Origin of the sequence: Roseovarius sp. (genome assembly GCF_965228755.1) — a bacterium.
Taxonomy (GTDB): domain Bacteria; phylum Pseudomonadota; class Alphaproteobacteria; order Rhodobacterales; family Rhodobacteraceae; genus Roseovarius.
Genome location: NZ_CBDDIG010000002.1, coordinates 100,987 through 120,048, shown reverse-complemented (window position 1 = coordinate 120,048; position 19,062 = coordinate 100,987). Strand labels below are relative to the sequence as shown.

Sequence of the window (19,062 nt, the reverse complement as noted above, 5' to 3'; positions counted from 1 at the left end):
GAGAGGCGGTTCAAATCATAAACGCCCCCACGGGCGAAACTCGCTGGTGGGGGGCGATCCCGGGCCGGGCCCATGGGACCGGAAGCTTTACGGACTTCCGGAAATTTGGGGTCGGTTAAGCCGAAAGCGCCGGCGAGTCAAGTGAAGGCTGCCGCGGCAGGGTCAGGCGGGCTGGCTGGTGCGGCGGCTGACGGCGAGCCAGTCGTTGATAGCGGCGACGAGGCGGGCGGCGCCAGTGCCGGAGGAGTAGACGTTGGTGATCGGGTGGAGCACCTCGCCCGCGCCGGTGCCGTCGTCGAGCACGAGGGTCGGGCGAAAGAGGCGCTGGCGGGTCTCGCCCGAGCTGTAGGTGCTTTCGGTCGTGGCGCGGACGAGCTCGACCAGCGGCAGAACGACCTCCTGCTGGCTGAGCACGGTCCGGCGGCGGATCGTGGCGGTCCTGTTGGACGTGTCGAGGATGACCTGAAGCCGTTCGACGAACACGCAGATTGCCGCGAAGCCGAGGCCGCCGCCCAGCCCGCCGAAGGCGAGCCCCAGCCATTCGCCGGCAAAGACCAGCATGACGCCGGGTGTCACGAAGGCCATGACGAAGGCGAACAGCACGATGGCCAGCAGCAGCGGCACCTGCTCGGCGACCAGAAGGTCGGGCGTGTTGCGTCGTATCTTCATTGGCCTCCCGGTCGCCGTTTGTACGCAAGATAGCAAATTCGGCGGGGGAGCGGGCGAAAAAACCGCCGCCCGCGGCGAGGCGGGCGGCGGATTGCTCATGAATTCAGCCGGCCGGTCAGGCGGCGGTGCGCAGTTCGGCCAGTTGGGCCAGCGCCTTGTCCATGCTGGCCTCGGCGTCGATGCCCAGCCGGTCGGCGGCGATCATGGTGACATCAGTGATGCCCATGAAGCCGAGGATGAATTTCAGGTAGGGCGTGGCGTGGTCGATGTCGGAGCCGGCTTCGGTGCCGCCCGAGGCGAGCGCGACGATGACGCGCTTGCCGGCGAGCAGGCCGACGGGGCCGTTCTCGGTATACCGGAAGGTCAGGCCGACGCGGGCCACGAGGTCGATCCATGCCTTGAGCGCGGTGGGCACGTTGAAATTGTAGACTGGCAGGCCGATGACGACGGTGTCGGCCTGTTTCAGCTCGGCGACGAGCGCGTCGGACTGGGCAAGCACGGCCTGCTGGGCCGGGGTGCGGCTGTCAGCGGGGGTGAAGTTGGCGGCGACCCAGTCTTCGGTGATCTGGGGCAGGGGCGCGTCGGCGAGGTCACGGGTGATCACGCGGGCGCCGGGATGGTCGGCGACGATCCGCGCCGAGAGATCGCGGCTGACGGATCCGGTATGCCGGGCGGAGGTGTCGATATGCAGGATGGTGTGGGTCATGGGATGGGTTCCTTGGAAGGTTGGTTGCGATTGGCATGAAGATTGGCTTGTGCTGACGCGAACGCAACGCTAGGAAAGTGATAGGCTATGTTGATATTCGCACATGAACCCGAGGGACGACATGGATGATGGCTGGGCCCGGTCGGCCGCCGCGTGGCTTGAGCATGTGGGCCGCGACGGGGATTTCAGCCGGGCGCAGGTTCTCGACGCGCCGATGCTGGAGCGGGTCGGCGGGGCGCGGCGTGCGCTGGACGTGGGCTGTGGCGAGGGCCGGTTCTGTCGGATGATGGCGGCGCAGGTGCCCGAGGTGACGGGGCTCGACCCGACGCCGGCGCTGCTTGATACGGCGCGGGAACGCGGCGGCGCCGTTTTCGTCGAAGGCCGGGCCGAGGACATGCCGTTCGGTGACGGCGCCTTCGATCTGGTGGTGAGTTACCTGACGCTGATCGACATTGCCGACGCGCGGGCCGGGCTTTCCGAGATGGCGCGGGTGCTGGCCCCCGGGGGGCGGCTGCTGATCGCCAACCTGCAAGGGTGGCTGACCGCGTCGCAGACCAAGGCGGATGGCTGGGCACGCGACGAGGATGTCGCGGCGCGCATGGTGGTGGACCGGTATTTCGAGCACCACGCGTTTCGCGCCGAATGGAAGGGGATGTCGATCCTCAACTGGCACCGTCCGCTGGCGTGGTACATGCAGACGCTGCTGGGGCTCGGGCTGGAACTGGAGCATTTCGACGAGCCGCGGGCCGTGGGAGGGGCGAAGGCCGATCGCTACAACCGCGCGCCCTATCTGCTGATGATGGAATGGCGCAAACCTGCCGCGCTGGCGGCGCAAACCGGAGGATAGGCGATGCCGATGGACAACTGGGATGAAATCCGGACGGCGTATAACGTCGCCCGGATCGGGACGGTGAGCGGCGCGGCGGAGGTGCTGGGTGTGCACCACGCCACCGTGATCCGGCATATCGACGCGCTGGAGGAGCGGCTGGGCGTGAAGCTGTTCCAGCGGCATGCGCGGGGCTATACGCCCACCGAAGCCGGCGAGGACCTGTTGCGCGTGGCGCAGGCGACGGATGACCAGTTCAGCCAGCTGGCCGGCCGGATCAAGGGGCGCGGCAACGACGTGTCGGGCGAACTGGTGGTGACCACGCTGGGCGGGCTCAGCCACCTGCTGGTGCCGGTGCTGGCGGATTTCCAGAAGGAGCACCCGGAGATCGTGGTGCGCTTCCTGACCGGCGAGCGGCTGTTCCGGCTGGAATACGGCGAGGCGCATGTGGCGGTGCGGGCGGGCAACCCGCCGGACCAGCCCGACAACGTGGTCCAGCCCTTCCACAAGCAGCGGATCACGCTGTTCGCCAGCGAAGGCTATGCCGCGGCCCACGGGTTGCCGAAGGATGTGAGCGAGTATCACAAGCACCGGTTCGTCAGTGCCGACGATCCCAAGTCGCGCGCGCCGTTCTCGCGCTGGCTGCGCGAGACGGTGCCGGTGGAGTGCATCACTTTCCGGAGCGGAGACGTGCATGCCCAGCGGCGGGCGATCCGCGAAGGCGCCGGGATCGGGTTCATGTCGCGGCTGCAGGCCGAGGAGATGGGCGGGCTGGTCGAGGTGACCGAACCGCGCGAGGAATGGGCGGCGCCGCTGTGGCTGGTCACGCATATGGACCTGCACCGGACCACCAAGGTGCAGGCCTTCCTGGCCTTCCTGAAGGATCGTGCGAAGGCCTGGGAGGACCTATGACCGAAGCGATGAAGGGGCATCTGGCGATGCTCTGCTTCTCGGCGCTGGTCGCCGGGTCGTTCGCGCTGGGCTCGATGGCGGCGAACCATGTGGAGCCGGTGGTGCTGAACGCCGTGCGGTTCATGGCCGCGTCGGTGATCCTGGGCGTGGCGGCGCACGTGGTGGCCGGCATTCCGCGCAAGGCCTTCGCGGCGCCGTGGCGGTACCTGCTGCTGGGCGGGTCGATGGGGCTGTACTTCGTGCTGATGTTCGAGGGGCTGAAGACCGCCGAGCCGGTGTCGGCCGCCGCGGTGTTCACGCTGACGCCGATCCTGTCGGGGGTGTTCGGCTACCTGCTCCTGCGCCAGGTGACGACGGCGCGGATGGCGCTGGCGCTGGCCGTGGGGGCGGTGGGCGCGCTGTGGGTGATCTTCGACGCGAGCTGGCAGGACGTGGCGGCCTTCGAGGTGGGGCGCGGCGAGATCGTCTATTTCTGGGGCTGCGTGGCGCATGCGGTCTATACGCCGATGGTGCGGCTGCTGAACCGCGGGGAGAAGCCGGTGGTGTTCTCTTTCGGGGCGATGGTGGGGGCGACGGTGCTGGTGACGGCGGCCGGGTGGCAAAAGCTGATCGCGACCGAGTGGGCGACGCTGCCGCCGATCGTCTGGGTGACGATCGCCTACACGGCGGTGATGGCGACGGCGGTGACCTTCGTGCTGTTGCAGTTCGCCAGCCTGCGGCTGCCGAGTGCGAAGGTGATGGCCTATACTTACCTGACGCCCACATGGGTGGCCTGCTGGCAGGCGGCGCTGGGCAAGGGGTTGCCGCCGGGGATGGTGCTGCTGGGGGTCGGCATGACGGTGGTGGCGCTGGTGCTTCTGCTGAAGGACGAGCACCCGGGCTGAGGCGGGGGAATTTTCCGGGGCGGAAAATTGACCGGAAAATGGGATTTTCCGGTGCCTCCGGCGGGGATATTTTTGGCCAGAAGAAGCCGGGGTCGTGCGCCGCCGCGACGTGGTGCGGGGCTAGAGGAAGCCGGCGCTGTCGAGTTCCTCTTCCACCACGGCGAAGTCGATCGGGGTGGCGGCCTCGCTCGGGTGGGGGGTGTCCTCGGTTTTCGGCAGTACCGGGCGGATCAGGCTGACTTCGGACTGCGCGAAGGCCTCGATCTGGGCGGTGAAGGCGTCGAAGACCTTGGGCCGGTGGCGGCGCTGGATCAGGCCGACGCGGGCGCCCGGCTGCATCGAGAAGGGCGCGAGGTGGAAGGCCGAGCCGTCGCCGCCGACGAGGGTGCGGGCGGCCATGTAGAAGGCGAGCTGTTCCTCGATCGTGTGGTCCTGAGGGTGGAAGATGTGGTAGCCCGCGCGGCGCATCAGGTCCTCGATCTTCTGTTCGTCATGGACCTGCTTTTCCTCCTGCTTGAGGGCGGAGCGGGAGATGTAGAGTTTTTCCGGACCATCCGGCCTGATGTGGCGGGCGATGCGGGCGCGGATTTCGCGGCGGTAGATATCGGTGCCCGCGACCCAGCCCAGCGGCCCGAAGCCGGGCGAGGGCAGGAGCAGGGTTTCGTAGCGGCTGGGATACTTGGCGAGGTGGACCGGCAGGCCCTCGGTCAGCATCGACAGGAAGCTGCCGTAGCGGCGGTCTAGCGCGACGGAGAAGTCCATGCCGTCCTTGGGGATGATGACGATGCCGTCGAGCTCGTCCCGGTAGGGGCCGAGGGCCCAGAGGCGGATCAGGGTCTCGACGACGAAATGGCCGAAATGGTGCCGCCCGATGCCGACGAAGAGCCAGCGGCCGGGGACGATTTCAGCGAAGGGGGTCTGTTCGAGCTGCGGGATGCCGGAGAGGCGGGCGCCGGAGAGGAGCGTACGCGACATCTGGCGGAAGCTGCCATCGGCGCGGAAGACGCCGCAGGCGGCCTCGGGGCCTGGCTCCATCGGCATGACGAGGGGCAGTTGCAGCCGCTCGACGATGGCCGGTGGCAGGCGGTCGGGCGAGAGCGGGATGTGGTCAGCGGTCATCGGCAAGCTCGGAGGCGAGGAAGCGTTCGAAGGCGTCGAGATTGACCGCCTCGAACTGGCCGAAGCTTTGCATCCAGATCGAGGCGTCGCGCAGGGCGTCGGGTTCGAGCTTGCACCATTTCACCCGGCCGCGCTGTTCCTGGGTGATGAGGCCCGCGCGGCTGAGGATGCCGAGATGCTTGGAGATGGCCGCGAGCGACATGTCGAAGGGCTCGGCCACGTCGGTGACGGCCATGTCATCCTCGAGCAGCATGGTGAGGATGGCGCGGCGCGTGGGGTCGGCAAGGGCCGAGAAGGCGGCATCGAGCGGGTGAGACATGGCACCTGTTAAGCCCGCTCGGGCCGCCGCCGTCAACGGGGATGATGCGTGCGGGCCGTCCGGGCGCGGTAACCTCAACCGAATGGTTGAATATGCGGAATCCGGGGTTTGCGGCGCGACGTGGGGCGCGGCGGGTGGTGGAGGTGATTGACGGGGATTGGAAAGTAATTTGAAACCAATGGCTTGCAGGCCGGTTTCTGCGGTGCCGCGCGCGCTTGACTCGGGGCCCGCCCGCGCATAGCAAAGGCGCAACCGTTCCGGAGGGGCAAGGGTGACCGATCCAGATGACAGCGAGCGCATGGCGCAGCTCGAGGCGAGGATCAACAGGCTGAAAGGCAAGGACACCCCGAAGCCGCACCAGGAACAGCACTACAGCCAGGCGCATCTTGCGTGGCGGATGGTGATCGAACTCGTGGCCGGTCTGGCGATCGGTTTCGGCATGGGGTTCGGGCTGGACAGCCTTTTCGGCACGCTTCCGGTCTTCCTCGTGATTTTTACATTGCTGGGCTTCGTGGCCGGCATCAAGACGATGATGCGGAGCGCGAAGGAAATCCAGCAGGCGGACGACGCGCCCGACGGGGCGGAAGACAAGAGGATGAAAGATGGCGACTGAAGCAGCGAACGGTGCCGAACACGCAGAAGAGGGCGGGCTGGTTTTCCACCCGATGGACCAGTTCATCGTCAAGCCGCTGTTCGGCGACGGGCCGGTGGGCATGTTCACCATCACCAACGTGACGCTGTGGATGGCGCTGACGATCCTGTGCATCTTCGCGCTGCTGGTGCTGGGAAGCTCGAGCCGGTCGCTGGTGCCGGGGCGCATCCAGTCGATCGCCGAGCTTGCCTATGGCTTCATCCGCAAGATGGTCGAGGACGTGGCGGGCAAGGACGCGCTGCCGTATTTCCCCTATATCATGACGCTGTTCATGTTCATCGTCTTCTCGAACTTCCTGGGCCTGCTGCCCGGCTCGTTCACCACCACCAGCCATATCGGCGTGACGGCGGTGCTGGCGATGGCGGTGTTCCTGACGGTCACCATCCTGGGTTTCGTCAAGCACGGTGCCGGCTTTCTCAGCCTGTTCTGGATCAGCGCCGCGCCGCTGCCGCTGCGGCCGATCCTGGCGCTGATCGAGGTGATTTCCTACTTCGTGCGCCCGGTCAGCCACTCGATCCGTCTTGCCGGCAACATGATGGCCGGCCACGCCGTGATCAAGGTGTTCGCGGCCTTCGCGCCGATGATCCTGATTTCCGCGGGGATCGGCCTTGTCGTGACCCCGCTGTCGATCGTGGCGATCACTGCGATCTACGCGCTCGAAATGCTCGTGGCCTTCATCCAGGCCTACGTGTTCACGATCCTGACCTGCGTGTACCTGAAGGATGCGCTGCATCCGCACCACTAGGGATCGAACAACCTTTTTTGCCAATTCCAACGTAAGGAGACATGAAATGGAAGGCGACGTCGTACAAATGGGTGCTTACATCGGTGCTGGTCTTGCCTGTACGGGCATGGGCGGTGCAGCTGTCGGTGTGGGCCACGTTGTGGGTAACTTCCTGTCGGGCGCCCTGCGCAACCCGTCGGCGGCCGGTGGCCAGACCGCAACCATGTTCATCGGTATCGCGTTCTCGGAAGCCCTGGGGATCTTCTCGTTCCTCGTCGCGCTTCTGCTGATGTTTGCCGTCTAAACCCTGCGGAACCTGATCCTTACGGCCGGGTGGCGGCGCGACACGCGCAGCCGCCCGGTGTATTCGGAAAGTTCCCAAGGAGGACGTCATGGCAAGCGAAACGCATGAAACTGTAAGTGCCTGCGTCGACAGTAGTGGCGGCGCGGTCGGCATGCCGCAGTTGTGCCCCGACTGGATGGGCAACCAGATCTTCTGGCTGGTCGTCACGCTGATCGTGATCTTCTTCATCCTGTCGCGCCTCGCATTGCCGCGCATCGCCGCGGTTCTGGCCGAGCGTCAGGGGACCATCACCAACGATCTGGCCGCGGCCGAGGACCTCAAGGCGAAAGCCTCCGAGGCCGAGGAAGCGTATAACAAGGCGCTGGCCGATGCGCGGGCGGAAGCCCAGAACATCATCGCCGCCACCAAGGCCGACATCAAGGCCGAGCTGGACGAGGCCACGGCCAAGGCCGATGCCGAGATTGCCGCCAAGGCGGCCGAGGGCGAAAAGAAAATCGGCGAGATCCGCGCCTCCGCGATGGAGAGCGTCAAGGACGTGGCCGAGGCGACGGCGAAGGAGCTGGTCGCGGTGCTTGGCATCAAGGCCGACGACAAGACGATTTCCAACGCGGTTCAGACGCGGGTCAAGGGGTAAGCGACATGAAGAAGCTGATCGCAACATTCGCCGCGCTGACCGCCGGCAGCCCCGCACTGGCCGCGACGGGCCCGTTCTTCTCGCTGTCGAACACCAATTTCGTGGTGCTGATCTCGTTCCTGCTTTTCATCGCAATCCTTCTCTATCTCAAGGTGCCCGGCCTTGTGGGCAAGCAGCTGGACAAGCGGGCCGAGGGCATCAAGTCGGAGCTGGACGAGGCGCGCGCCATCCGCGAGGAGGCGCAGACGCTGCTGGCCAGCTACGAGCGCAAGCAGAAAGAGGTGCAGGGCCAGGCGGACCGCATCGTCGCCCATGCCAAGCAGGAGGCCGCGGAGGCCGCCGAGAAGGCCAAGGCCGACCTGAAAGTGTCGATCGAGCGCCGGATCCGGGCCGCCGAAGACCAGATCGCCTCGGCCGAGGCGAGCGCGGTCAAGGAAGTGCGCGACCGGGCCGTGACCGTGGCAGTGGCCGTGGCCAAGGAAGTGGTGGCGAAGGAAATCTCCGCGACGCAGGCCAACAAGCTGATCGACGAGTCGATCGCCGACGTGGAGGCCAAGCTGCACTGAGCAGCGCCTTTCGGACGATCCTGCAGGCGGGCCGCAATGCGCGGCCCGTTTTTTTTGGCCGGCCGCGTGTAATCCGGGGGCCGGTTCACCTAAAATTAGGTATTTGCGCCAATGCTGCGGAAATCAGCGGTGGCGCGGCAGGCCCATGCCACCAGACGTTTGTTTTGTACGGGTGTATGCAATGGGTTTGGACCACACAGCAGGGGAAATCGAGGCCCTTGAGATCGAACTTGGTCAGCCGGAATTCTTCGCCGATATTGCCACCACGCTTGCCGGCGAACTGGAAGACACGATCGGCCTGGTCGAGGCGTCGTCTTTCGTCGGGCAGGTGGGGGACGAGCTTGGGGCCGCCATCAGCCGGCGATATGCCGAGGCATTGGACGGGCTTCCCGAGGAGCCGGGGGCGCTGGCGGCGATCCTGTCGGACCTGAAACGGCGGATCGGCGGGAATTTCACGGTCGAGACGGTAAGCGATTCCGAGATCGTGCTGATCAACAGTGTCTGTCCCTTCGCCGACCGGGTGCAGGGGCGCCCGTCGCTTTGCATGATGACGACCAACGTGTTCGGGCGCATCGTGTCGGATGCGCGGGGCTATGCGCGGGTGAATATCGACAATGCGATCGCGACCGGCCACCCGGGCTGTCGCGTCCGGGTGAGCCTGCAGGACGATGACGCGGGAGACGGGTTTGAGTTCTTCAGATGAGTGCGATCCGACGCTTGCCGGGATCAGCACGGTCGTCACGGCCCTGAAGCAACCGGCAATGGTGATCGATCCCACGGGTCACGTCCACTGCGCCAATGCCCGGGCGATGGCCCTGATCGGCAAGACCGCGGGGACGCCGCTTCAGGATGTTCTGCTGACCCCGGAATCGCACCTGTGCAATCGGCTTGCCCGACTGGTGCGAAGCAGTGCCCCGGCCTATCTGCGGCTCGAGTTTGCCGACGGCAAGCCGGTTATCTTCCAGGGGTCGATGCTGCGGGGGCCGGATGGGCGCGGCAACGGGCTGATCCTGCTGGTGGCGGACAATGCCAGCGCGCTGATCGGCAAGTTCCTCAACCTGAAATCGGATTCCCGCAAGTTCCGGCAGCAGATCGACCACAGCCAGCGGCGGCAGCGGGCCCTGAGGCAGGAGGCGGCACAGCTCAAGCGGCTGAGCGAGACCGACCCGCTGACCGGTCTGCTGAACGTGCGGGCGTTCGAGGAGAAGGTGCGCCATGCGCTGGTCGACCGGCCGGGCCGGCACGGGGCGCTGATCTTTCTCGACCTCAACGAGTTCAAGCATGTGAACGACGTGCATGGCCACGAGGCGGGGGACAAGCTGCTCAAGCACGTGGCGCAGGCGCTGACGTTCCCGCCGCACAGCTGGGTGGCGACGGGCCGCATGGGTGGCGACGAGTTCGCGCTGTGGATGCCCGGCACCGAGGCGGAAGCGGTGCCCGAGGTTCTGGCCAGCCTGCAGGCGCGCGTGTCGGTGCCTTACGCGTTGGTGGGGCGCGCCGGTCAGCTGACCGAGATCTGCATGACCGCCGCGGCCGGCGCCGCCTGTTGCCCGGATGACGCCACCGGCTATGCCGAGTTGAAACGGATCGCCGACAGCCGGATGTACGCGAACAAGGCCGAGGCCCGGCCGCTTCCCACGCGCCAACCCGCAAAATGAAAGGAGGCCGTTGAACCGGCCCCTCAATCACTCCTGCCACGTGTTGGGATGTGCCGGCGCCTGTTGGTCAGGCCCTCGGCACGAAGGATATCCGGACGGCGTGCGCCGTGCGGAAGGATACTCGGGTGGGAGAGGCGATGACGGGGGCGGCGTTCCGTCGGCGGTTTGCCGTGGTACCCGCGATGTGTCCCCTTGCCGATTGTTTCACGGCCTGCTCCCCGTTTCGCGGCGCTGTCCGGGCTGGCCCGGCGCGCTTTTGCTGTCTTTCAAGGTATAGGCGAATCGCTGCGAATCGGTCAACAGGAAGTGATTCGTTTCGGGCGAATCATTTCGAGAAACGGCCGTCTTTTCGCAGAACGCGAGTGGCGGGAACGGAAAACCCGGCGACGCACGGGGCGCCGCCGGGCTTGATTGGTCCGAAGTCGAAACCCGGGTCAGGCGTCGAGCCAGGTTTCTTCGAAGAACATCTCGCGGAACTGGTGGACGAAGTTGTTCTTGACCGCGTCGGTGTGGTGCTTGGTCTGGTTGCGCCAGTACGGCTGCACGATCGCGCCGTCATCCTGCAGCATGGTCTGCAGCTTGGCGGACAGCTCGCGGCGCTCGTCGGCGTCGAATACACCCAGCGCCTCTTCCAGCGTCGAGTCGAACTCGGGGTTGCTATGGGCCGACTCGTTCCACGCCTCGCCCGACTTGTAGGCCAGGGCCAGAACCTGAACCCCCAGCGGGCGCGGGCCCCAGTTGGTGGTCGAGAACGGGTATTTCGTCCAGTCGTTCCAGAAGGACGAGCCGGGGATCACCGTGCGCTTGATGTTGAAGCCGGCCTCGCGCAGCATCGCGCCGATGGCGTCGGTGGTCACCGTGCGCCAGTCGCCGTCGATCGAAATGAGCTCGAGCTCGGTGTCGCCATGGCCGGCCGCCTTGGCCATCTCGATGGCGGCAGCCGGATCGGGCGCCTTCTTCGGAATCTCGGCATATTCCGGGTGGAACGGCGCGACGTGGTGGTTCTCGGCCGGGATGCCGTCACCGTTGATGCCGAGCTGCAGCGCGATCTGGTTGTCGACCGCCATCTGAATGGCGTTGCGAAGCTCCTTGCTGGTGTAGGGCTCGGTGTCCGCCCGCATCCGGGCGACGATGGTGTTGGCGGTCGCCTTCGACTGCTTGACCAGGCCGAGGCCATCGAGCGTGTCGATGAAGTCGGCGGTGGTCTCGTCGTTGATGTCGATTTCACCGCCGTCGAAGGCCGCCACGATGGCCGCGCCGTCGGTGCCGAAGTCGATGAACTTGACGCCGTCGAGATAGGCCTCGCCGCCCCACCATTTGCCGTTCTCGCGGCGCTTGACCTCGGCGCCGGTGCCGATTTCCATCGACACGAATTCGAACGGGCCGGTGCCGATGGGCGATTTCGACAGGTCGCTGTCATCGCCATGGCTGCGGTGCACGATCAGCGCCGGGTAGTCGGACATGCCCGCGATGAGCGAGATGTCGGGGCGCGGCAGGTTCAGCTTGACGGTGTAGTCGTCGACGCGCTCGATCGCGCCTTCGGCGGCCTTGTTGGTTTCGGGGTCGATCAGCGGCGACATGCGCGAGGCCATCGAGTTGCCCTCGACCGTCTTGTCGCACCAGCGGGTGATGTTGTGGATCACGTCGTCGGCGTTGAAGGTGTCGCCGTTGTTCCACTCGACGCCCTGGCGGACATTGAGGGTGTAGGTGGTGGCGTCATCCGACACTTCCCAGCTTTCCAGCAGCATCGGCTTGAAGCTGAAATCGACGTCCCAGCGGACCAGCGGTTCGCAGAACTGGCGGACGAGGTTGCCCGGCTCGGTCCAGGCGAACTTGCGCGGGTCCTGGATTTCCAGGACGCGGCTGGCGACACGCAGGATGCCGCCCTTCTTGGGCTCTTCCTGGGCGTGGGCCGGGGTGGGGGCGGCCATGCCGATCAGGCCATAGGCCGCGGCCGAGGTGGCGCCGAAGGTGGTGGCCATCGCGAGAAATTCGCGGCGGTCGAGCTTGCCGGCCTTCACGTCTTCCGCGAGCTGGCGGACGACGGGGCGAACGGCTTGCGTCCGTGTGTCCTCTGTCATTCTTGTTCTCCCTGTTGGTGGTAATCTGCGAGGTGTTTCTAGTTGCGTATCCCGGGTCAACCTTACCCCAGACATGATGATGATCCAGTGATTCCTCGGCGCGAATGTTGCCGCGATAACTGGCCGGGGGTTAGGTGAGAATGAGGGCGACATCGGCGTCGGCCTGTAATTTTTTCGACAGGATCATGTCTGTTTGCGACATAGGTGGGTGTTGTGTGCCGGATAATTGGACAGCACTGTTCAATCAGGCGGTCCTACGCCCCTGGCGGCCACGGATCGGGGCCAGGGCGGGGGCCTTGTGTGGGGATTGGGCTTGAGGCCCGGACGGTGCGCGGCTAATTCAGGCAAAGCAAGGAGGGCGCCATGAGCCTCAACACGTTCGGACATGTCTTTCGGGTCACGACCTGGGGCGAAAGCCACGGGCCCGCGTTGGGGGCGACGGTGGATGGCTGTCCGCCGGGCGTGCCGGTGGACGAGGCGTTCCTGCAGCAATGGCTGGACAAGCGGCGCCCGGGGCAGAGCAAGCATACGACGCAGCGGAAAGAGCCGGACGCGGTGAAGATCCTGTCGGGGGTGTTCGAGGGGAAGACCACGGGCACGCCGGTGCAGCTGATGATCGAGAACACCGACCAGCGGTCGAAGGATTACGGCGAGATCGCCCAGACCTTCCGGCCGGGTCACGCGGATATCACCTATCACCAGAAATACGGGCTGCGGGATTATCGCGGCGGCGGGCGATCCTCGGCACGGGAGACGGCGGCGCGGGTTGCGGCCGGCGGGCTGGCGCGCGCGGCGTTGAACGCGCTGGTGCCGGGGCTTCAGATCACCGGCTACATGACCCGGATGGGCGAGATGGAGATCGACCGTAGTCGGTTCGATTGGGCCACCATCGGGCAGAACGATTTCTGGATGCCGGATGCGCAGGCGCTGCCGGAGTGGGAGAAATACCTGCAGGAGATCCGCAAGGGCCAGAACTCGGTGGGCGCCGAGATCGAGATTTGCGCGCGGGGCGTGCCGGCCGGGCTGGGGGCGCCGGTCTATGGCAAGCTCGACACCGACCTGGCGGCGGCCTGCATGTCGATCAATGCCGTGAAGGGCGTGGAGATCGGCGAGGGGATGGCGGCGGCCAGGCTGACGGGCACGGCCAATGCCGACGAGATATTCATGGGCGAGGATGGCCCGGAATATTCGTCGAACCATGCGGGCGGCATTCTGGGAGGGATTTCCACCGGTCAGGATATCGTGGTGCGCTTCGCGGTGAAGCCGACCTCGTCGATCCTGACGCCGCGCCGGTCGATCCGGCTGGACGGTTCGGCGACGGAGGTGGTGACCAAGGGGCGGCATGACCCCTGCGTCGGTATCCGCGCCGTGCCGGTGGGCGAGGCGATGGTGGCTTGCGTGATCCTCGACCACCTGCTGCTCGACAGAGCCCAGACCGGCGGAGTGCGCGGCCAGATCGGCCCGTGATCGAGGTTCTTTCGATTACATTCCCGCTCTTTGCGGCGATCGGGCTTGGCTATGGCACGGTCGCCTTCGGGCTGTTCAGCAGCGACGACATGAAGGTGCTGGGGCGCTACGTGCTGAACATCGCGCTACCGGCGCTTTTGTTCAACGCGGTGGCGGGGCGGGACCTGGGCGAGGTGCTGCACCCCGGCTATATGGCGGCGTTCCTGGCGGCCGGGCTGGCGACGATGCTGGTGGGATACGTTGCCGTGACGCTGACGGGCACCGGGCCGGCGCGGCGGGCGGTGGCGGTGATGGGGATGGCCGTGCCGAACTCGGCCTTCGTGGGCTACCCGGCGCTGTTGCTGACGCTGCCGGATATCGCCGGGCAGGTGCTGGTGCTGAATTTCCTTGTCGAGAACGTGATCCTGATTCCGCTGGGGCTGATCCTGCTGGACCTGTCCCGGCCGCGGCCGGGACGGACAATTGCCGGCGTGCTGGGCGGGATCGCGCGGGATTTCTTCAGCCGGCCCTTCGTGATCGGGTTGATCCTGGGGCTGGTGGTGTCGGTGACGGGCCTGCCGTATCCCGGTCCGCTGGAGCGGTTCCTGTCGATCCTGGCCGGGTCGGCCAGCGCGCTGGCGCTGGTGGTGATCGGGGGCACGCTTTACGGCCTGCCGATGCGGGGCGACCGGGCGCTGGCGGGCGGGATTGCGGCGGGCAAGCTGGTGCTGCATCCGCTGATGGCGGCGGGGGCGGTGGCGGTCTGCTCGATGACCGGGCTGTTCGCGCTGCCGGAGGAATTCCGGCAGGCCGTGATCCTGTCGGCGGCGATCCCGATGTTCAGCATCTATATCATCCTGGCGCAGCCCTTCGGGCATGACGGGATTGCCTCGATCGCGCTGCTGACGGCAGTGGCGTCGTCCTTCGTGACGCTGTCGGTGGTGCTGTGGCTTCTTTGACCGCGGTCAGCCGCCGGGTATGAGAAGGGCGGCGGTGCGGTCGTCGGCGGGCAGGAAGGTCTCGATGGCGAGTTCCGAGAGCGCGATGTCGAGCGCGGTGCCGAAGACGGTGGTGGTGCTCAGGAAGCTGAGCACGCCATGTTCGGTGCGCAGGCGGAACGGGATGGCAATGCCGGCCGGGTGGACCATGTCGCCAGGCCGGTAGGGCGCGGCGCCGGGTGGCACGGGGTAGGATTTCAGCTCTTCCAGCAGGGTGACGAGTCCGGGATCGGCCGTCTGGTCGATCAGGCCGTTCAGTCGGTGGAAGATATGCGTGCGCCATTCGCGGAAATTGTCGATGCGCGGGGCGAGGCCGCTGGGGTGAAGCGTAAGGCGGAGGGCGTTGACGGGCGGTTCGAGCAGGGCCGGGTCGATCCCGTCGAGCAGGGCGGTGATGCCGGCATTGGCGTGGAGCATGGTCCAGTGCCGGTCGATGGCGAGCGCGGGGAAGGGCTCGTGGTGCTTGAGGATGAGCTGCACGGCCCGTTGCGCCGCCGCGCTTTCGGGATCGTCTGCGGGGCGTTCGCGATAGGCAGGCGCGAAGCCCGCCGCGACCAGCAGGGCGTTGCGGTCGCGCAGGGGGATCGACAGCGTTTCCGCCAGCCGCAGGACCATGTCACGGCTGGGGCGGCTGCGGCCGGATTCGATGAAGCTCAGGTGGCGCTGGGAAATCTCGCTGTCGGCGGAGAGCGCGAGCTGGCTGAGGGATCGGCGATTGCGCCAGAGGCGGAGCATCGGGCCGAAATCGGGGGAGGGGGTGGTTGCGGTTGTCATGGGGGGATCATACCGCGGCGGGCGCTGAGGCCAATTACCTTGGGCGTAATCGACGGGGTGCCCCGGGATGGGCAGATTCCAGGGCATGACTGAAATGCCAGACAAGGAGTTTTCCCATGGCACCTGTGCAAATCCGCAATGCTCTTCGTCCGATCCTGCTGTTCGATGCCGCCGCCTGTGTCGGCATGGGCGCGGGGCTTGTCGTACTGTCCGACCCGCTGGCCGGGCTGCTGGCCCTGCCCGCGCCGCTTCTGTTCTGGGCGGGCGCGATCCTGTTTCCGGTGGCGGCCTACATGGCCGCGGTGGCGCTGTGGTTGCCCGGTAACCAGCCGGCGGTGATGCTGGTGATCCTCGGCAACGTGCTGTGGGTTATCGCAAGTGTCGCATTGCTGGCGGGTGTGGTCACGCCGAACGCGCTGGGCGTGGCCTTCGTGCTGGGGCAGGCGGCGTTCGTGGCCGTGCTGGCCCGGCTGGAACAGCTGGCCCTGCGCGCGACTTGCCCGCACAGGCAGGAGGTTTGAGCCATGGCGATGCAGGACAGGACCGCGAAGGCCTATGCCGTAGGGCTGTTGCACGAGGTCGAGATGGGGCCCGAGATCGTGGCCTATCTCGAGGGGATCGACGAGACGTTGGCGCCGTTCGGCGGGCGGTTCATCATCCATGGCGGCCCGGTGACGGAGTTGGAGGGCACGTGGACCGGCGACCTGATCGTGATCGAGTTTCCCGACCTTGCGGCGGCACGGGGCTGGTACGACTCGCGCGCCTACAAGGCGATCCTGCCGCTCAGGACCGGGCATTCGAAAGGTCTTGCGATCCTGATCGACGGGGTCGGCGAGGGGCACGCGGCCACGGATATCCTCGGCTGAGGCCGGGAGCCGGCCGGGGCGGTGTCAGGTTTGTGCCGCCGCCCCGGCCGGTTTCTGGCGTTGGCGCGAAAGCTGCACGGCGAGGATGCCGCCGGTGACCACCAGCACGCCGAGGATGTCCCACATTCCCAGCCGCTCGCTGAGGATCACCGCGGCGATGACCACGCCGAAGAACGGGTTGAGGAAGTGGAAGGTCGCCGCCTTGATGGCACCGATGCGGTCGACCAGCAGGAACCAGACGAGCGTGGCCGCCAGCCCCGGGACCAGCGTGGTATAGGCGAAGGCGGCGACGAGTTGCCAGGACCACGCGATCTCGATGGTTTCGGTGGCGGCGCCGAAGAGGCCGAGCGCCGCGCTGCCCACCAGCATCTGCAGCCCCACGACCATCAGGAAATTACCACCCGAGGTGGCCCCGCGCACGGCGAGGGTGGCGAAGGTCAGCGCGATGACGCCAAGCACGCAGAGGATGACGCCGTACATGTCGGCCCCGCCCTGAAGCCGCGAACCCATGATGATGGCGACGCCGATCACCCCGGCGACGAGGCCGAACACCCCGAGCGGGCCGATCCTTTCGCCGAAGATGGCCCAGCTGGCCAGCCCCACCAGAAGCGGCATGGTCGAGGCGATGATGGCGGCGAGAGAGGCCTCGACCGTCTGCATGGCGACGAAGTTGAGCCCGAGATAGAGCGCGTTCTGGCAGATCCCGAAGATGATCGTGGCCCGCCATTGCGCCGGGGTGAGTTTCCAGCTTTGGCCCAGCATCCGGGCGATGAGCACACCCAGCAGCCCCGAGATGAGAAAGCGGAGCGCCAGGGCCGAGACGGGCGGGGCGGCGACGACGATGAACTTGGCCGAGGTGAAGGCGCTGGACCACATGAAGGCGAAGGCCAGCCCCATGACGATTGCCCGGATATCCATGATTTTCCCGTCCCCCGACACTGCAACAGAAAAGGGCCGCCCCTTGCGGGGGCGACCCTTTCCGAAACTCGTGCCGATTACAAGGTCAGTCGTTCACGCTGTCCTTGAGGGCCTTGGCGATGGTCATTTTCACGACCTTGTCCGCCGGCTTCTGGATCTGTTCGCCGGTGGCGGGGTTGCGCACGGTCCGCGCCGGGCGTTCGCGGCAGTAGATCTTGCCGACGCCGGGCAGGGTGACCGCGCCACCGCCCGACACTTCGCGGGTGATCACGTTGACAACCGCATCCAGTGCCGCGCTTGCGGTTTTCTTGTCGCCGCCCATCTCGTCTGCGAGGGCTGCAACCAACTGCGTTTTCGTCATCGGTTTTGCCATTTTTCTGGTCTCCTTCAACTGCCCGTTCCTATGGGCCTCGTGCGGTGATTTAACTGTATCTTGAGAGCGAACACAACGAATAGTGTAAGAAAAGAAGGGTATTTCGCGGATTTTGTGCCGATTTTTTCCCTTCAGAGGAAGGCAGTCTCGTCGAAACTGCGCAATTTCCGGCTGTGAATGCGTTCCAGGGGCATTTCCCGCAAGGTTTCCATGGCGCGGATTCCGATCATGAGATGCCGTGCGACCTGAGTCTTGTAGAAGTCGCTGGCCATGCCGGGAAGCTTCAATTCGCCGTGCAGCGGCTTGTCGCTCACGCAGAGCAGCGTGCCGTAGGGCACCCGGAATCGGAAGCCGTTGGCGGCGATGGTGGCGCTTTCCATGTCGAGCGCGATGGCGCGGGATTGCGACAGGCGCTGCACCGGGCCGGACTGGTCGCGCAGTTCCCAGTTGCGGTTGTCGAAGCTGGCGACCGTGCCGGTGCGCATGATCCGCTTAAGGTCGTACCCCTTGAGCCGGGTTTCCAGCGCGACCGCCTCTTCCAGTGCGATCTGGATTTCCGCCAGCGCCGGGATCGGCACCCAGGCCGGCAGGTCGGCATCGAGCACGCCATCCTCGCGCAGGTAGGCATGGGCGAGGACGAAGTCGCCCAGGCTCTGGGTGTTCCGGAGGCCGGCGCAATGGCCCACCATGATCCAGGCATGCGGGCGCAGCACGGCGATATGATCGGTCGCCGTCTTGGCGTTGGAGGGGCCGACGCCGATATTGACCAGCGTGATGCCCGCCGCGCCGGGGCGCGTCAGGTGATAGGTCGGCATCTGCGGCAGTTTCAGCGGCAGGTCGAGCGGCGCGTCGGGTTCGGTGATGGTGGCGTTACCGGGGCCGACGAAGCTTTCGTAGCCGCTGTCGGGGTCGGCCAGCACGCGGCGGGCATAGGCCTCGAACTCAGAGACGTAGAACTGGTAGTTGGTGAACAGCACGTGGTTCTGGAAGTGCTCGGGCGCGGTGGCGGTGTAATGCGACAGCCGGGCGAGGGAGTAGTCGATCCGCTGCGCCGTGAAGGGCGCCAGCGCGCCGGCGCCGTCGGGGCCGGGCTGGAACGTGCCGTTGACGATGTCGTCATTGGTGGTCGTGAGGTCCGGCACGTCGAAATAGTCGCGCAGGGTGAAATCCATCGCGCCTTCCTGCGGCACGGTGAGACCGGCATCGTTGGCCACCGCGAAATGCACCGGCATCGGCGTGTCGGAGACTCCGATGGTGACGGGCACGTCGTGGTTGTCCATCACCAGCTTGAGCTGCTGCAGCAGGTAATTGCGGAACATCCGCGGCCGGGTAACCGTGGTGGCGTTGGTGCCGGGCTCGGCCACGTGGCCGAAGCTGAGGCGGCTGTCGATTTTGGCGAAGCTGGTCGTGGTGATGCGGATTTCCGGGTAATAGGCGCGGATGCGGTGGGCCGGCGCGCCGTTGATGACCGCGTCGGAGAAGGTATCGCACAGGAAGGCGGCGGCGGTGTCGTAAAGCTCGATCAGCCGGTCGACGGCTTTCCCCGGGTCGCGAAAATCCTCTGCCGCGGGCAGGTCGGGGGAGTGTACCCCGCCGGAGAGGTCTGTCGGCGCCATCGGATTGTTCCCGTCAC

Annotated in this window: 23 protein-coding genes; 14 read left to right on the top strand and 9 right to left on the bottom strand. The window is 66.3% G+C overall.

Annotated elements, in window-relative coordinates; all coding sequences use genetic code 11:
• Positions 1-162: 162 nt before the first annotated feature.
• Positions 163-669 carry a hypothetical protein gene (locus ACO07J_RS00745; RefSeq protein ID WP_422025357.1) on the bottom strand — a complete coding sequence of 169 codons (507 nt, stop codon included), beginning with the start codon at positions 667-669 and terminating at the stop codon, positions 163-165.
• 115 nt (positions 670-784) lie between these two features.
• A complete protein-coding gene (locus ACO07J_RS00740) occupies positions 785-1,375 on the bottom strand; it encodes an FMN-dependent NADH-azoreductase (RefSeq protein ID WP_422025356.1) in 591 nt (196 codons plus the stop codon).
• Between the two features lie 103 nt (positions 1,376-1,478).
• On the opposite strand from ACO07J_RS00740, the gene ACO07J_RS00735 reads away from it, so the two are divergent.
• The 3 genes from ACO07J_RS00735 to ACO07J_RS00725 are packed head-to-tail and all read left to right on the top strand — an operon-like array spanning position 1,479 to position 3,997.
• Complete coding sequence (locus ACO07J_RS00735; protein ID WP_422025354.1) at positions 1,479-2,222, top strand: class I SAM-dependent methyltransferase; 744 nt, start codon at positions 1,479-1,481, stop codon at positions 2,220-2,222.
• A 9-nt stretch (positions 2,223-2,231) separates the two neighbouring features.
• Entirely contained in the window at positions 2,232-3,113 is an 882-nt protein-coding gene (locus ACO07J_RS00730; RefSeq protein WP_422025633.1) for a LysR family transcriptional regulator, read from the top strand.
• Positions 3,110-3,997 (top strand): DMT family transporter, encoded by an 888-nt coding sequence (locus ACO07J_RS00725; RefSeq protein ID WP_422025352.1) that lies wholly within the window; start codon positions 3,110-3,112, stop codon positions 3,995-3,997. Before ACO07J_RS00730 ends, ACO07J_RS00725 begins: the two co-directional genes overlap by 4 nt.
• 120 nt (positions 3,998-4,117) lie before the next feature.
• Here ACO07J_RS00725 and ACO07J_RS00720 read toward each other — a convergent pair whose 3' ends face one another.
• Both ACO07J_RS00720 and ACO07J_RS00715 read right to left on the bottom strand, forming a co-directional pair.
• Positions 4,118-5,116, bottom strand: a complete 999-nt coding sequence (locus tag ACO07J_RS00720; protein WP_422025350.1) for a glycosyltransferase 61 family protein — start codon at positions 5,114-5,116, stop codon at positions 4,118-4,120.
• A complete protein-coding gene (locus ACO07J_RS00715) occupies positions 5,106-5,435 on the bottom strand; it encodes an ArsR/SmtB family transcription factor (RefSeq protein WP_300896063.1) in 330 nt (109 codons plus the stop codon). Before ACO07J_RS00715 ends, ACO07J_RS00720 begins: the two co-directional genes overlap by 11 nt.
• 271 nt (positions 5,436-5,706) lie before the next feature.
• Between ACO07J_RS00715 and ACO07J_RS00710 the strand changes: the two genes are divergently transcribed.
• The 7 genes from ACO07J_RS00710 (at position 5,707) to ACO07J_RS00680 (ending at position 9,973) form a co-directional block, all read left to right on the top strand.
• A complete protein-coding gene (locus tag ACO07J_RS00710; RefSeq protein WP_422025347.1) occupies positions 5,707-6,048 on the top strand; it encodes an AtpZ/AtpI family protein in 342 nt (113 codons plus the stop codon).
• On the top strand, positions 6,038-6,832 hold the full coding sequence (locus ACO07J_RS00705) for a F0F1 ATP synthase subunit A (protein WP_300896065.1): 795 nt from the start codon (positions 6,038-6,040) through the stop codon (positions 6,830-6,832). The genes ACO07J_RS00710 and ACO07J_RS00705 overlap by 11 nt, the downstream gene beginning before the upstream one ends.
• Positions 6,833-6,878: 46 nt before the next feature.
• Complete coding sequence (locus tag ACO07J_RS00700) at positions 6,879-7,115, top strand: F0F1 ATP synthase subunit C (RefSeq protein WP_085799500.1); 237 nt, start codon at positions 6,879-6,881, stop codon at positions 7,113-7,115.
• Between the two features lie 88 nt (positions 7,116-7,203).
• Positions 7,204-7,749, top strand: a complete 546-nt coding sequence (locus tag ACO07J_RS00695) for a F0F1 ATP synthase subunit B' (protein WP_422025344.1) — start codon at positions 7,204-7,206, stop codon at positions 7,747-7,749.
• A gap of 5 nt (positions 7,750-7,754) precedes the next feature.
• Positions 7,755-8,315 (top strand): F0F1 ATP synthase subunit B, encoded by a 561-nt coding sequence (locus ACO07J_RS00690; protein ID WP_422025342.1) that lies wholly within the window; start codon positions 7,755-7,757, stop codon positions 8,313-8,315.
• A gap of 181 nt (positions 8,316-8,496) precedes the next feature.
• Positions 8,497-9,018, top strand: a complete 522-nt coding sequence (locus tag ACO07J_RS00685; RefSeq protein ID WP_422025340.1) for a methanogen output domain 1-containing protein — start codon at positions 8,497-8,499, stop codon at positions 9,016-9,018.
• Positions 9,002-9,973, top strand: coding sequence for a diguanylate cyclase (locus tag ACO07J_RS00680; protein ID WP_422025338.1), 972 nt, complete (start codon positions 9,002-9,004; stop codon positions 9,971-9,973). Before ACO07J_RS00685 ends, ACO07J_RS00680 begins: the two co-directional genes overlap by 17 nt.
• Before the next feature lie 434 nt (positions 9,974-10,407).
• Here the strand turns inward: ACO07J_RS00680 and ACO07J_RS00675 are convergent, their stop codons facing one another.
• Positions 10,408-12,054, bottom strand: a complete 1,647-nt coding sequence (locus tag ACO07J_RS00675; RefSeq protein ID WP_422025336.1) for an ABC transporter substrate-binding protein — start codon at positions 12,052-12,054, stop codon at positions 10,408-10,410.
• Positions 12,055-12,417: 363 nt separating this feature from the next.
• On the opposite strand from ACO07J_RS00675, the gene aroC reads away from it, so the two are divergent.
• Together aroC and ACO07J_RS00665 are read left to right on the top strand one after the other, a co-directional pair.
• Positions 12,418-13,521: a chorismate synthase gene (gene aroC / locus ACO07J_RS00670; RefSeq protein WP_422025334.1), complete on the top strand. Its 1,104-nt coding sequence runs from the start codon at positions 12,418-12,420 to the stop codon at positions 13,519-13,521.
• Complete coding sequence (locus ACO07J_RS00665) at positions 13,518-14,459, top strand: AEC family transporter (protein ID WP_422025332.1); 942 nt, start codon at positions 13,518-13,520, stop codon at positions 14,457-14,459. Before aroC ends, ACO07J_RS00665 begins: the two co-directional genes overlap by 4 nt.
• Positions 14,460-14,465: 6 nt before the next feature.
• Here the strand turns inward: ACO07J_RS00665 and ACO07J_RS00660 are convergent, their stop codons facing one another.
• The gene (locus tag ACO07J_RS00660) at positions 14,466-15,272 is read right to left on the bottom strand and encodes a helix-turn-helix domain-containing protein (protein WP_422025330.1); all 807 of its coding nucleotides are present in this window, start codon (positions 15,270-15,272) and stop codon (positions 14,466-14,468) included.
• Between the two features lie 116 nt (positions 15,273-15,388).
• On the opposite strand from ACO07J_RS00660, the gene ACO07J_RS00655 reads away from it, so the two are divergent.
• A complete protein-coding gene (locus ACO07J_RS00655) occupies positions 15,389-15,793 on the top strand; it encodes a hypothetical protein (RefSeq protein ID WP_422025327.1) in 405 nt (134 codons plus the stop codon).
• Positions 15,794-15,796: 3 nt separating this feature from the next.
• Positions 15,797-16,138, top strand: coding sequence for a DUF1330 domain-containing protein (locus ACO07J_RS00650; protein ID WP_422025325.1), 342 nt, complete (start codon positions 15,797-15,799; stop codon positions 16,136-16,138).
• A gap of 24 nt (positions 16,139-16,162) precedes the next feature.
• Here the strand turns inward: ACO07J_RS00650 and ACO07J_RS00645 are convergent, their stop codons facing one another.
• The 3 genes from ACO07J_RS00645 to ACO07J_RS00635 form a co-directional block, all read right to left on the bottom strand.
• A complete protein-coding gene (locus ACO07J_RS00645) occupies positions 16,163-17,056 on the bottom strand; it encodes a DMT family transporter (protein WP_422025323.1) in 894 nt (297 codons plus the stop codon).
• Positions 17,057-17,141: 85 nt separating this feature from the next.
• A complete protein-coding gene (locus ACO07J_RS00640) occupies positions 17,142-17,429 on the bottom strand; it encodes an HU family DNA-binding protein (protein WP_300896081.1) in 288 nt (95 codons plus the stop codon).
• A 131-nt stretch (positions 17,430-17,560) separates the two neighbouring features.
• Complete coding sequence (locus ACO07J_RS00635; protein ID WP_422025320.1) at positions 17,561-19,045, bottom strand: AMP nucleosidase; 1,485 nt, start codon at positions 19,043-19,045, stop codon at positions 17,561-17,563.
• Between the last annotated feature and the right edge of the window lie 17 nt (positions 19,046-19,062).

Excerpts from the sequence above, each read along its gene's own strand:
- ACO07J_RS00675 (WP_422025336.1), bottom strand. The coding sequence starts at position 12,054 with ATGACAGAGGACACACGGACGCAAGCCGTTCGCCCCGTCGTCCGCCAG.
- ACO07J_RS00715 (WP_300896063.1), bottom strand. The coding sequence starts at position 5,435 with ATGTCTCACCCGCTCGATGCCGCCTTCTCGGCCCTTGCCGACCCCACG.
- ACO07J_RS00720 (WP_422025350.1), bottom strand. The coding sequence starts at position 5,116 with ATGACCGCTGACCACATCCCGCTCTCGCCCGACCGCCTGCCACCGGCC.
- ACO07J_RS00645 (WP_422025323.1), bottom strand. The coding sequence starts at position 17,056 with ATGGATATCCGGGCAATCGTCATGGGGCTGGCCTTCGCCTTCATGTGG.
- ACO07J_RS00725 (WP_422025352.1), top strand. The coding sequence starts at position 3,110 with ATGACCGAAGCGATGAAGGGGCATCTGGCGATGCTCTGCTTCTCGGCG.
- ACO07J_RS00640 (WP_300896081.1), bottom strand. The coding sequence starts at position 17,429 with ATGGCAAAACCGATGACGAAAACGCAGTTGGTTGCAGCCCTCGCAGAC.
- aroC (WP_422025334.1), top strand. The coding sequence starts at position 12,418 with ATGAGCCTCAACACGTTCGGACATGTCTTTCGGGTCACGACCTGGGGC.
- ACO07J_RS00650 (WP_422025325.1), top strand. The coding sequence starts at position 15,797 with ATGGCGATGCAGGACAGGACCGCGAAGGCCTATGCCGTAGGGCTGTTG.
- ACO07J_RS00705 (WP_300896065.1), top strand. The coding sequence starts at position 6,038 with ATGGCGACTGAAGCAGCGAACGGTGCCGAACACGCAGAAGAGGGCGGG.
- ACO07J_RS00735 (WP_422025354.1), top strand. The coding sequence starts at position 1,479 with ATGAACCCGAGGGACGACATGGATGATGGCTGGGCCCGGTCGGCCGCC.
- ACO07J_RS00635 (WP_422025320.1), bottom strand. The coding sequence starts at position 19,045 with ATGGCGCCGACAGACCTCTCCGGCGGGGTACACTCCCCCGACCTGCCC.
- ACO07J_RS00700 (WP_085799500.1), top strand. The coding sequence starts at position 6,879 with ATGGAAGGCGACGTCGTACAAATGGGTGCTTACATCGGTGCTGGTCTT.
- ACO07J_RS00740 (WP_422025356.1), bottom strand. The coding sequence starts at position 1,375 with ATGACCCACACCATCCTGCATATCGACACCTCCGCCCGGCATACCGGA.
- ACO07J_RS00730 (WP_422025633.1), top strand. The coding sequence starts at position 2,232 with ATGGACAACTGGGATGAAATCCGGACGGCGTATAACGTCGCCCGGATC.
- ACO07J_RS00690 (WP_422025342.1), top strand. The coding sequence starts at position 7,755 with ATGAAGAAGCTGATCGCAACATTCGCCGCGCTGACCGCCGGCAGCCCC.
- ACO07J_RS00660 (WP_422025330.1), bottom strand. The coding sequence starts at position 15,272 with ATGACAACCGCAACCACCCCCTCCCCCGATTTCGGCCCGATGCTCCGC.
- ACO07J_RS00655 (WP_422025327.1), top strand. The coding sequence starts at position 15,389 with ATGGCACCTGTGCAAATCCGCAATGCTCTTCGTCCGATCCTGCTGTTC.
- ACO07J_RS00685 (WP_422025340.1), top strand. The coding sequence starts at position 8,497 with ATGGGTTTGGACCACACAGCAGGGGAAATCGAGGCCCTTGAGATCGAA.
- ACO07J_RS00745 (WP_422025357.1), bottom strand. The coding sequence starts at position 669 with ATGAAGATACGACGCAACACGCCCGACCTTCTGGTCGCCGAGCAGGTG.
- ACO07J_RS00695 (WP_422025344.1), top strand. The coding sequence starts at position 7,204 with ATGGCAAGCGAAACGCATGAAACTGTAAGTGCCTGCGTCGACAGTAGT.